Origin of the sequence: Paracoccus sp. MBLB3053 (assembly GCF_031822435.1) — a bacterium.
In the GTDB taxonomy this organism is placed as follows: domain Bacteria; phylum Pseudomonadota; class Alphaproteobacteria; order Rhodobacterales; family Rhodobacteraceae; genus Paracoccus; species Paracoccus aurantius.
In genome coordinates, this window is record NZ_JAVQLW010000001.1 from 1,685,104 (window position 1) to 1,696,910 (window position 11,807).

Annotated in this window: 12 protein-coding genes; 10 read left to right on the top strand and 2 right to left on the bottom strand. The window is 61.6% G+C overall.

The annotated features are described in order from the left end of the window. Positions 1–141 precede the first annotated feature (141 nt). Complete coding sequence (locus RGQ15_RS08525; RefSeq protein ID WP_311159789.1) at positions 142–1,350, top strand: acyl-CoA dehydrogenase; 1,209 nt, start codon at positions 142–144, stop codon at positions 1,348–1,350. A gap of 18 nt (positions 1,351–1,368) precedes the next feature. On the opposite strand, the gene dprA is transcribed toward RGQ15_RS08525, so the two are convergent. Beyond that, positions 1,369–2,604 carry a DNA-processing protein DprA gene (gene dprA / locus RGQ15_RS08530; RefSeq protein ID WP_311159790.1) on the bottom strand — a complete coding sequence of 412 codons (1,236 nt, stop codon included), beginning with the start codon at positions 2,602–2,604 and terminating at the stop codon, positions 1,369–1,371. 106 nt (positions 2,605–2,710) lie between these two features. Further along, positions 2,711–4,132 carry a metalloprotease TldD gene (gene tldD, locus RGQ15_RS08535; protein WP_311159791.1) on the bottom strand — a complete coding sequence of 474 codons (1,422 nt, stop codon included), beginning with the start codon at positions 4,130–4,132 and terminating at the stop codon, positions 2,711–2,713. 165 nt (positions 4,133–4,297) lie between these two features. Between tldD and coxB the strand changes: the two genes are divergently transcribed. The 9 genes from coxB to RGQ15_RS08580 all read left to right on the top strand — a co-directional run bounded on the left by coxB (position 4,298) and on the right by RGQ15_RS08580 (position 11,803). Beyond that, entirely contained in the window at positions 4,298–5,191 is an 894-nt protein-coding gene (gene coxB, locus RGQ15_RS08540) for a cytochrome c oxidase subunit II (RefSeq protein ID WP_311159792.1), read from the top strand. 9 nt (positions 5,192–5,200) lie between these two features. Beyond that, positions 5,201–6,118 carry a heme o synthase gene (gene cyoE, locus RGQ15_RS08545; protein WP_311159793.1) on the top strand — a complete coding sequence of 306 codons (918 nt, stop codon included), beginning with the start codon at positions 5,201–5,203 and terminating at the stop codon, positions 6,116–6,118. Beyond that, a complete protein-coding gene (locus RGQ15_RS08550; protein ID WP_311159794.1) occupies positions 6,112–6,390 on the top strand; it encodes a hypothetical protein in 279 nt (92 codons plus the stop codon). Before cyoE ends, RGQ15_RS08550 begins: the two co-directional genes overlap by 7 nt. Next, positions 6,387–6,968, top strand: coding sequence for a cytochrome c oxidase assembly protein (locus tag RGQ15_RS08555; protein ID WP_311159795.1), 582 nt, complete (start codon positions 6,387–6,389; stop codon positions 6,966–6,968). The genes RGQ15_RS08550 and RGQ15_RS08555 overlap by 4 nt, the downstream gene beginning before the upstream one ends. 33 nt (positions 6,969–7,001) lie before the next feature. Next, entirely contained in the window at positions 7,002–7,826 is an 825-nt protein-coding gene (locus tag RGQ15_RS08560; protein ID WP_311159796.1) for a cytochrome c oxidase subunit 3, read from the top strand. Positions 7,827–7,890: 64 nt separating this feature from the next. Next, entirely contained in the window at positions 7,891–8,562 is a 672-nt protein-coding gene (locus tag RGQ15_RS08565; protein ID WP_311159797.1) for an SURF1 family protein, read from the top strand. A gap of 9 nt (positions 8,563–8,571) precedes the next feature. After that, a complete protein-coding gene (gene thrC, locus RGQ15_RS08570) occupies positions 8,572–9,960 on the top strand; it encodes a threonine synthase (protein ID WP_311159798.1) in 1,389 nt (462 codons plus the stop codon). After that, a complete protein-coding gene (locus tag RGQ15_RS08575) occupies positions 9,957–11,222 on the top strand; it encodes a M16 family metallopeptidase (protein ID WP_311159799.1) in 1,266 nt (421 codons plus the stop codon). The genes thrC and RGQ15_RS08575 overlap by 4 nt, the downstream gene beginning before the upstream one ends. After that, complete coding sequence (locus RGQ15_RS08580; protein ID WP_311159800.1) at positions 11,222–11,803, top strand: GNAT family N-acetyltransferase; 582 nt, start codon at positions 11,222–11,224, stop codon at positions 11,801–11,803. Before RGQ15_RS08575 ends, RGQ15_RS08580 begins: the two co-directional genes overlap by 1 nt. Positions 11,804–11,807 lie beyond the last annotated feature (4 nt).

Below are 11,807 nucleotides of genomic sequence, written 5' to 3' on the forward strand. Positions count from 1 at the left end.
CGATGGACGCGTAGATCGGGTCGCACCATAACCGGACTACGTTTGTCCGGTTCCTGAACAAGCTCGTGACCACGGGGTGAGCAAGCTGCATTCCGCCGAGCAGATTTGAACCGGCAGGATTGCGCCGAGCAGGAGAGTGATGTGGCTTTGAAACCTAAGGATTTGCCCGATCTTGGACGTTTCGACTGGGAGGACCCGTTCCGCCTGGATCAGCAACTGAGCGAGGAAGAGAGGATGCTGCGCGATGCAGCACGAGCCTATGCCCAGGATCGACTACAGCCCAGGGTGATTGCCGCTTACCGCGATGAGATAACCGACCCCGAGATCTTTCGCGAAATGGGGGAAATGGGGCTTCTGGGGATCACCATCCCCGAGGAATTCGGCGGCATCGGCGCATCCTATGTTGCATATGGCCTTGTCGCGCGTGAGGTCGAGCGGGTCGATTCCGGCTATCGCAGCATGATGTCGGTCCAGTCATCCCTGGTGATGTATCCAATTCACGCCTATGGCTCGGATGAACAACGTCGGAAGTATCTGCCGAAACTTGCTTCGGGCGAATGGATCGGCTGCTTCGGCCTGACCGAGCCCGACGCGGGGTCCGACCCTGCCGGCATGAAGACCATCGCGAGAAAAACCGAGGGTGGCTATGTGCTTTCGGGGTCAAAGATGTGGATCTCGAACGCGCCGATCGCGGACGTCTTCGTCGTCTGGGCCAAGTCCGAAGCCCATGGTGGCAAGATCCGCGGCTTCGTTCTTGAAAAGGGCATGAAGGGGCTGTCTGCGCCAAAGATCGGCGGCAAACTGTCTTTGCGGGCCTCGATCACAGGCGAGATCGTGATGGATGCCGTCGAAGTCGGCGAGGACGCGTTGCTGCCCGGCGTCGAGGGGCTGAAAGGGCCGTTCGGCTGTCTCAACCGCGCGCGCTATGGCATCAGCTGGGGTGCGCTTGGAGCCGCCGAATTCTGCATGCACGCGGCGCGCCAATATGGTCTGGATCGTCAGCAATTCGGACGCCCGCTGGCGAATACCCAGCTGTTCCAGTTGAAGCTCGCGAACATGATGACCGAGATTTCGCTCGGTCTGCAGGCAAGCCTTCGCGTGGGGCGGCTGATGGACGAGGCACAGGCCGCGCCCGAGATGATCTCGATCGTCAAGCGGAACAATTGCGGCAAGGCGCTTGAGATTGCGCGGATCGCGCGCGACATGCATGGCGGCAATGGTATCCAGGAGGATTACCAGATCATGCGCCATGCGGCCAACCTTGAAACGGTCAATACCTATGAAGGCACGCATGACGTTCATGCCCTGATCCTGGGGCGGGCAATCACCGGGCTGCAGGCTTTCTTCTGAGGACGCGCGGGTCAGGGGTCAATCGGTCAAGGCGATCCGTCCGCCGGCAAGTCGCCTGACCCGTCCCGACAGCTCCAGTGACAGCAGCACCGGGGCCAGGAGCGCCGCGGGCAGGCCCAGATCGCGGATCAGCATGTTTTCCTCGGTCGGGCTCGGACCCAGAAGGGCGATGATGCGCACCTCAATCGCCTCCGGACCGTTCGTGTCAGCATTTTCGGTGGCGGGCAGGGCGGTCGTCCCGGCGTCGGGACTTTCCGTCGCTCGACGGGCGGCGGCCTGGCTTCCACCGTGATCCGGGCAAGGTTCGGGCTGCGTGGGGGCAATCCTGCCGCCTCCAAGTCGCATTCCCATGTTCGACGCATCTGGTGAAAGTGCCGCAAGCACATCCTCGGCATTTCGGATCAGTACAGCCCCGTCACGGATAAGCGCGTTGCAGCCAGAGGCCCGCGCGTCCATGGGATGGCCTGGCACGGCCATGACCTCGCGGCCCTGGTCGAGTGCCGATTTCGCCGTGATCAGGCTGCCCGAGCGCTGTGCAGCCTCGATCACCACCACGGCTTCGGAAAGGCCGGAAATGATCCGGTTGCGCGCCGGGAAATGACGCGAAATCGGCTCGATTCCCGGAGGCTGTTCGGTCACCAGAAGCCCTGTTTCGCAGATCGCTTCGGCCAGCCCCTTGTTTTCTGACGGATAGATCACGTCGATTCCGCCCGCCATGATCGCGATCGTCCCTTGTGCAAGCGTCGCGTGATGGGCGGCGGTATCGATCCCCCGGGCAAGTCCTGCCACGACGCTGGCCCCCGCTTCGGCCAAGGCTGACGCAAGTCCATGTGCCATGCGCAGGCCAAGAGACGAGGCATTTCGTGCACCGATCACGGCGATGGGAAGGCGATCAAGAACGCGGCTGTTCCCGCGCATCCACAGGACCGGCGGAGCCTCGGCAATTTCGCGCAGGCGCGTGGGATAGTCGTCATCGCCCCAGCAAACGAGCCGGGCCCCAAGCCGGTAGCCTTTCTCGATCTCCGCCTCCGCGGCCTCGACCGTGCAGGGGAAGTAGTCGGCAACTCCCGCCTCTCGGGCGATCTCGGGCAGGGCGGCAATCGCGCGTTCCACAGTGCCATGCGCGGTCAAGAGCCGGTGGAATGTCGCAGGCCCGACCTTGCGCGAGCGGATGAGGCGAAGCGACGCCACGGCGCTGTCGGCGCAGGACGGATAGCGAGGGTGGTGGGGTCCTGTCTTCCGCGGTCGCGCCATTTCGGTTCATGCCTCCGCCTCATCCGCGGGAAAGTCATGGCACGGGAATGGTTAAAAAGAGGTTAGCCGCACTCAATCCGTTCCACTCGGCTTCGCGGCCCGCAATTCAGGAGGCGGAGCCCCCGATCGTCAGCCCGCCGATCATCAGGCTCGGAAGACCGACCCCGACCGGCACCCATTGGCCCTGCTTGCCGCAATTGCCGATGCCGGGATCCAGCGCGAGGTCGTTGCCAATCGCGCGGATCCTCTGCAACGCGGTCGCGCCGTCGCCAATGAGCGTCGCGCCCCGGATCGGATCGCCGACCTGTCCGTTCTTGACCCGATAGGCCTCGGTGCAGGAAAAGACGAACTTTCCGTTCGTGATATCGACCTGACCGCCGCCGAATCCCACGGCATAGATGCCATCCTTGAGATCGGCAACGATCGAAGCCGGATCGTCCTGACCCGCCAGCATGAAGGTGTTGGTCATCCTTGGCATCGGAGCGTGGGCGTAGCTTTGGCGCCTGCCGTTTCCGGTCGGCTCGACCCCCATCAGCCGCGCGTTCTGCCGGTCCTGCATGTATCCCACCAGGATGCCGTCCTCGATCAGAACGTTACGCGCCGGCGCATTCCCCTCGTCGTCGACCGAAATCGAACCGCGCCGGTTCGGGATCGTGCCATCGTCGATCACTGTTACACCGGGCGCGGCCACACGCTGGCCCAAGAGCCCGGCAAAGGCGGAATGGCCTTTGCGGTTGAAATCTCCTTCCAGCCCGTGCCCCACAGCTTCATGCAGCAGGATGCCCGGCCAGCCGGGGCCAAGCACCACATCCATCACGCCTGCCGGGGCAGGGACGGAACGCAGGTTCACAAGCGCGATGCGCAGCGCCTCGCGGACGTGGGCCTGCCAATGCTCAGGCGCGATCAGACCATCCAGCGGAACGCGCCCGCCGCCCCCGGAACTGCCCGATTCGCGCCGGCTGTTCGATTCCACGATGACCGACACATTGATACGCGCCATCGGGCGCAGGTCGGTCGCAAGGCCACCTTCCGGCCTGAGGATCGCGATTTCCTGAACCGAGGTGGAAATGCTGGCCGAAACCTGGACGACGCGCGGGTCAAGATCGCGTGCAAAACTGTCGATCTCGCGCAGGAGAGCGACGCGCGCGGCGAAGCTGATGCCCTCGGCAGGGTCGATCGCCGCATAAAGCGGGGTGATATTGGCCGCGGGGGGCAGCGCCAGGGTGCCGCCACCATCGCCGACGGCAAGACGAACAGTATCGGCGGCCTTCCTTAATGCAGTTTCGCCGATCTCGGTGGAATGTGCATATCCCGTGACCTCTCCGCGCACGGCGCGCAGGCCGAAACCTTGCTCCGCATCATAGCTTGCGGTTCTCAGGCGGCGATCGTCGAAGACCAGCGTTTCCCCGCGCGAACGTTCAAGAAACAGCTCTCCGTCATCCGCCCCAACCAGTGCCTCATTCAGGATCTGCAACGCCTGGCTGCGGTCCAAATGGGTTTCAAACGGTGAAAACGGCGAGTCGGTCATGCGAAAGTCCTTTTGCCAGAAAGCCTCGACTAGGGGCTTTTTGGTCGCAAGTCGATAGGTATGACTTGCCCGAGAATAGAAGATATGCTTGTCAAACACTACCGATGTCGGCCGGGCTGGAGGACCTGGGCTCGCCGGCGGGATAGTAGGCAACGGGATGGGATAATGGCATTTGCGACGATGCGCCGCGCGCTGGCGGCGGGAACTGGCCTTGGACTTGCGGCTCTGGCGGGGATCCCGGCCGCCGCACAGGACGTGCTGGGTGACCTGCCCGTGATCGGCAAGCCCCATAATGGTGGCATGGGCTTTCAACCCGCGGCGAGCCCGCTGGCCCATGATCAACAGTGGCTTGACCACTTCGTTCTCTACATCATCACGGCAGTGACGATCTTTGTCTGCCTGTTGCTGCTGATCTGTATCGTCCGCTACAACCGGCGCGCAAACCCAGTCCCCGCCCGTTTCACGCATAATACACCGCTCGAAATCGCATGGACCCTGGTCCCGGTCCTTATCCTCGTGGCGATCGGGGCATTCTCATTGCCTGCCCTTTTCCGTAGCCAGGAAATGCCCAATGATCCCGATCTCGTGATCAAGGCGATCGGTCATCAGTGGTATTGGTCCTATGAATACCCGAATGACGGCATTGCATTCGACGCGCTGATGCTGGAAAAGGACGCGCTTGCCGAGGCCGGTTATTCCGAAGACGAATACCTGCTTGCGGCAGACAACCCGGTGGTGGTGCCGATCGGCAAGAAGGTTCTGGTTCAGGTCACTGCAACGGACGTGATCCATAGCTGGACCATTCCTGCATTTGCCGTGAAGCAGGACGCCGTGCCGGGCCGTATCGCCCAACTCTGGTTCGAAGCGGATCAGGAAGGCGTCTATTTCGGCCAGTGCTCGGAGCTTTGCGGTATCAACCACGCCTATATGCCGATCGTCGTGAAAGCGGTCGCGCAAGAGAAATATGATGCGTGGCTTGCGGGCGCCAAGGAAGAATTCGCGGCCGATGCATCCGATTACCTGCCGGGTCAGCCCGTGAAGCTGGCCTCGGCCGAATAAGGATCGAAAGTGGCCGAGATCAACGCATATCACGGGCCGGCAGAGGCCGGTTTCGGAGACTACGTCGCCTTGCTGAAACCGCGGGTGATGTCGCTGGTGGTCTTCACGGCCTTTGTCGGTCTTTGGGTGGCGCCGGTCACGATGAATCCCTTCGTGGCTTTCTGCTCGATTCTTTTCATCGCGCTAGGCGGTGGGGCATCTGGCGCGCTCAACATGTGGTATGATGCCGATATCGACGCCGTGATGAAGCGCACGGCGGGGCGGCCGGTTCCGGCGGGATTGATCCCGAAACAGGATGCGCTTGCATTCGGCCTCGCGCTTTCTGGCCTTTCCGTGATGATGCTTGGTCTCGCGGCGAACTGGTTCGCGGCAGCTTTTCTTGCCTTCACCATCTTCTTTTACGCAGTTGTCTATACGATGTGGCTCAAGCGTTCGACGCCACAGAACATCGTGATCGGCGGGGCGGCAGGTGCATTCCCTCCGATGATAGGTTGGGCCTGCGCTACCGGGGGGATCGGCATCGAATCCCTGCTGATGTTCGCCCTGATCTTTTTCTGGACGCCGCCGCATTTCTGGGCGCTCGCGCTTTTCATGAACAATGACTACACCAAGGCCGGCGTTCCCATGCTGACCGTGACGCATGGGCGCAAGGTGACGCGGCGCCATGTCTTCGGCTATACCTTGGTGCTTGCGCCCTTCGCGCTGTGGCTCGGCTTCACTTCGATTGGTGGCTGGGTGTACCTGTCGATTTCGGCGGTGCTGAACGCCCTGTTCATTGCCGGTGGATGGCAGATCCTGCGTCGAACCGAAGATCAGGCCCAAGGCGACAGCTACAAGGTCGAGAAGCGTTATTTCCGGCTGTCGCTCTATTACCTCTTCCTGCATTTCCTTGCGCTGCTGGTCCAGCATTGGGTGGGGGCATGGTGATGCTGCCGCAGGTCGAACATGAGCTTCACAAACGCCGACGCAGCCGCAATCTCGGCTTGCTCGTCGTGCTTCTGTCCTTTGTTGCCTTGGTCTTCGGACTTTCGGTCGTCAAGATCACCAATGGCGACATGATGGAGGGGTACGATCACCAGCCTCGTGCCTCGGTTCTGCCGCGCGACCCGAACCCTCCTGCCGCGCAGGGCGGCCCGGTTGCCGCGCCCGGGACGCCCGGAGCCAAGGCAATGGGTCAATCCGAGGGGGGCGGCCAGTGACGCAGCCGCGCTCGAACGGTCGAACTGTGCTGACCCTGGTCGGCGTCGTGATCGTCATGGGTGCCCTGTCCTGGGCCGCCGTGCCATTTTATAACTGGTTCTGCCGTGTCACAGGCTATGGCGGCACCACCAATGTCGCCGAACGGGCCTCGGATGTCGTGCTGGATGAAAAGATCCGCATCCGCTTCGATTCCAATGTCGACCCGAATATGGGATGGACATTCAGACCGCTTCAGCGTGAGATGGAGTTGCGCATTGGCGAGAACGCCATCGCATTTTACGAAGCGATCAATACCAGCGACGTGCCGATCACCGGGACGGCCAGCTATAACGTTGCGCCTGACGTCGCCGGATATTTCTTCAACAAGATCGAATGTTTCTGCTTTACCGAGCAGACATTGCAGCCGGGCGAGCGGGTCGAGATGCCCGTGAGCTTCTTCGTGGATGCGGGAATCGTCGATGACCGCGACGCAAACCGTGTCCGTGACATTACCCTGTCCTATACATTCCACCGCAGCGAGCCCTCGGCGCCGAAGCAGGCGGCGCTGAAGGAGGCGACGGACAAGTCGATCAACTAGAGCAACAACACGCAGCAACAGCGGAACGCAGCCATGGCCCATGTAAAGAACCACGACTACCAGATTCTTCCGCCTTCGATTTGGCCGTTTTTCGGCGCGATCGGTGCTTTCGTGATGCTGACGGGCGCGGTTGCCTGGATGAAGGGGATCACCATCGGCGGCATCCCCGTCGAAGGTCCCTGGATGTTCCTGATCGGTCTGGTCGCGGTGCTTTACGTTATGTTCGGCTGGTGGGCCGATGTGGTGACCGAGGGCGAGACGGGCGAGCATACCCCGGTTGTCCGCATCGGCCTGCAATACGGTTTCATCCTGTTCATCATGTCCGAGGTGATGTTCTTCGTCGCCTGGTTCTGGGCGTTCATCAAGAACGCCATGTATCCGATGGGGCCGGACAGCCCGATCAAGGACGGCGTCTGGCCGCCCGAGGGCATCGTGACTTTTGACCCGTGGCACCTGCCGCTGATCAACACGCTGATCCTGCTCCTGTCGGGTGTGGCTGTCACGTGGGCGCACCATGCCTTCGTGCATGAGGGGGATCGCAAGACCACCATCAACGGTCTGATCGTGGCGGTGATCCTTGGCCTGTGCTTCACGGCGCTGCAGGCCTATGAATACAGCCACGCGGCTTTTGGGCTGGCCGATACGGTCTATGCCGGTACCTTCTACATGGCGACGGGATTCCACGGTGTGCATGTCATCATCGGGACGATCTTTCTTTTCGTCTGCCTTATCCGGATGATGCGCGGCCAGATGACCCAGAAGCAACATGTCGGCTTCGAGGCCGCTGCCTGGTACTGGCACTTCGTCGACGTGGTCTGGCTGTTCCTCTTTGTTGTGGTCTATATCTGGGGCCGTTGATCCCAAGCTGAGTTTCCTGACGGCGCGGGGCATGTCTCTCGCGCCGTTTTCATTGGAAGGGCAGATGCGCCGCTATCTATTTCCCGTGCTGATCGGCGTTCTGGGCTGCGCCGTGCTCATGTCCCTGGGGTTTTGGCAACTCCATCGGCTGGACTGGAAAGAGGCGATGCTCGCCCAGATCCAGAGCCGCATCGAGAGTGAGCCCGTGGCCCTGCCGGACCACTTCACCCCCGACATGAAATACCAGCCGGTCTTCGTTTCGGGCAAGACGACTGGCAACGAGATCGACGTCCTTTCGGGCACCCGCGAACGCGGTGGGGGCTACCAGGTCATCTCGGGTTTCGTGACGGATGACGGAAGGCACATTCTTCTTGATCGCGGCTTCGTCGATCAGGATCACAAGCGTGACCCTCGCCCGCCGGTCCGGCTTGAGGTCACGGGAAACCTGCATTGGCCTGATGAAAAGGGATCGGCCACCCCCGCTCCCAATCTTTCTGAGAACATCTGGTTTGCCCGAGACGTGCCGGCCATGGCAGAGCAGCTTGGGACTGAACCGCTGCTGGTCGTGGCGGCGTCGGTCGCCGGAGAAATGCAGGGCGTCGAACCCATGCCGGTCGCCATTCAGGGTATTCCGAACAATCATCTCAGCTATGCCGTGCAATGGTTCATGATTGCCGCGGTCTGGGCAGGGATGACACTGGCGCTGATCTGGCGTATCAGGCAGCGACAATTCTAGAGGATAGTGATGCGCTACGTTTCGACCCGAGGCCGGGCAGAGGTTCTTGATTTCGCGCAGGCCATGATGACGGGCCTTGCCCGCGATGGCGGCCTTTACCTCCCGGAGGCGATCCCGACCTTCAACGCCGAAGAAATCGCAGCCTTTGAGGGCCTGTCCTATGAGGAAGTGGCCCTGCGCGTCATCACGCCCTTCGTGGGCGAAAGCTTCACTCAGGACGAACTCAGGGGCGCGATCGCCCGCGCCTATGCGGGCTTCGACCATATTGCTCGCGCGCCGATGGTGCAGCTGGCGCCCGGGCATTTCCTGCTGGAGTTGTTCCACGGGCCGACGCTGGCCTTCAAGGATTTCGCCATGCAGCTCATTGGCCAGCTGTTTCAGTTGGCACTGGCGAAGTCGGGGGACCGCGTGACCATCCTGGGTGCGACCTCGGGCGATACCGGCTCGGCCGCGATCGAGGCTTTTCGTGGCCTGTCGAATGTCGATGTGTTCATCATGTACCCGCATGGCCGCGTCAGCGAGGTGCAACGCAGGCAGATGTCCACCCCGGCCGATGCCAATGTCCACGCGCTGGCGGTCGATGGAACATTCGACGATTGCCAGGCGCGGCTCAAGGACCTGTTCAACGACCACGAATTCCGCGACGGGGTCGGGCTTGCAGGGGTCAATTCGATCAATTGGGCGCGCGTGCTGGCCCAGATCGTCTATTACTTCACTGCAGCAGCAAGTCTTGGTGCACCGCTTCGCGAAGTCGATTTCACCGTGCCCACCGGCAATTTCGGCGATGTCTTCGCAGGGTCGATCGCAAAAGCCATGGGGCTTCCGGTCGGGCGTCTGGTCGTGGCGACCAACCAGAACGACATCCTGCACCGCGCGCTGACGACCGGCGAATACCGCACCGGCACCGTCGAGCCCTCGATCAGCCCCTCGATGGACATTCAGGTCAGTTCGAACTTCGAACGCGCCTTGTGGCTGGCCTATGGCCACGACGGCGCCGCCGTCAGCCAATTGATGGACGAGCTGAAATCGGGTGGCTTCTCGATCAGTCAGGGCGCGCTTGAGCACCTGCGCGAAATCTATGTCTCGGGCCGTGTGTCCGAGGCCGAGACGACCGACATGATCGCGACGATCCGCAGCGAGACTGCCGAGGTTATCTGCCCCCACACTGCCGTCGCGGTGAAGGTTGCGCGCGCGCATCTGCGTCCGGGCGTTCCGATGATCAGCCTGTCGACCGCGCATCCGGCGAAGTTCCCCGATGCGGTCGAGGCCGCAATCGGCATTCGGCCGGACCTTCCCGAGCATATGGCCGACCTGTTTGAGCGGGACGAACGGATTACTCGGGTTGAAAACGACGCCGACAAGATTAAATCGCTGATCCTTGAACGGAGAACAGTGTGAATCAAACCCGCATCAGCACCTTGTCCAATGGTTTGCGTGTGGTCACGCGCGACATGCCCGGCCTGCATTCCGCAGCCATCGGAATCTGGGTCAGCGCCGGCTGCCGCGATGAACGCGCCGAGCAGAACGGCATTGCCCACTTCCTTGAGCACATGGCCTTCAAGGGCACCGGAACGCGCAGCGCGCTGGATATCGTCGAGGCGATCGAGAATGTCGGCGGCTATATCAACGCCTATACCTCGCGCGACGTGACCTCCTATTACGCGCGGGTTCTGGCGGGGGATGTCGAGCTGGCGTTGGACGTGATCTCGGACATCGTGCTGAACCCCGTGTTCGACCAGCGCGAGATCGAGGTCGAGCGCGGCGTCATCCTGCAGGAAATCGGTCAGTCGCTCGACACGCCTGATGACGTGATCTTCGATTGGCTGCAAGAAGCCGCCTATCCGAACCAGCCGATGGGCCGCACCATTCTGGGGCCCGCCGAACGCGTCAGCCATTTCGGCCGTGATGATCTTTCAGGATTCATTACCGAACACTACGGACCTGAACGCATGATCCTTTCCGCTGCCGGGGCCGTCGATCACGACCGCATCCTGCGCCAGGCGGAAATGATCTTTTCGCACCTGCCGTCGCGTGGTCTTACCTCGCGGGAACCTGCCCGTTGGCAGGGGGCCGAAGCCCGGCATGTGAAAAAGCTGGAGCAGGCCCATTTCGCGTTGGCCTTTGAGGGTCCGGGCTACATGGCACCCGATTTCTATGCCGCCCAGATCTGGACTTCGGCGCTTGGGGGCGGAATGTCTTCGCGCCTGTTCCAGAAGATCCGCGAAGAGCGGGGGTTGTGCTATTCCATCTTCGCCCAATCGGGTTTCCATGACGATACCGGCATGGTCACGATCTATGCGGGGACCTCGGGGGATCAGATTGCCGACCTCGCCAACCTCACGATCGACGAGATGAAGCGTTCGGCCGAGGACATGACCGAGGCCGAGATCGCTCGGGCCCGCGCCCAATTGAAAGCCGGGCTGCTGATGGGTCTGGAAAGCCCTACCGGGCAGGCCGAGCGCATGGCCCGTTCCCTCGCGATCTGGGGCAGGGTATCGGAACCGGCCGAGGTTGCCCGCAAGATCGATGCGGTCACGGTGGAAGATGTGCGCGCGCATGCCGAACGTCTTATACAGAATGCGCGCCCGGCTCTTGCGCTTTACGGCCCGGTGCGGTCTGCTCCGAGCATAGAGAAACTGAGTCAAAGGCTTGCCGCCTGATGTTCAACCGCCACCGTCCGCCTCGACTGGAGACCGAGCGGATGGTGCTGCGTTTGCCGGCACATGGCGATTTTGATGCATGGGCAGGTCTGAGAACGCTCAGCAGGAATTTTCTGACGCCGTGGGAGCCGGTCTGGGCGCAGGATCATCTGGCCAAGAAAAGCTTCACTAACCGCGTCTATTGGGCGCAGCGCGCGAACCGAAACGGGACCGCGCTGCCGCTATTCCTGATCCGCAAGGATGGAACCTTCCTGGGTGCAATCACGCTTGACAATATCCGGCGTGGCCCCGCGCAATCCGCGACCATCGGCTACTGGATCGGCGAACCGCATGCCCGACAAGGCTTCATGCAGGAAGCAATCGCCGCACTTGTGAGCCATGCCTTTTCGATCATGGATCTGAGTCGCATCGAGGCTGCATGCCTGCCCGAGAATGCCGCCTCGCGCGGAGTATTGGAAAAAGCCGGTTTCAAGTATGAGGGTGTGGCGCAAAGCTATCTTCAGATCAATGGCCGCTGGCGAAATCATGTGCTTTACGCCAATCTGCGCAGCGACAGGCGTGGCAAGACCGAAGTCCGCTGAGAAC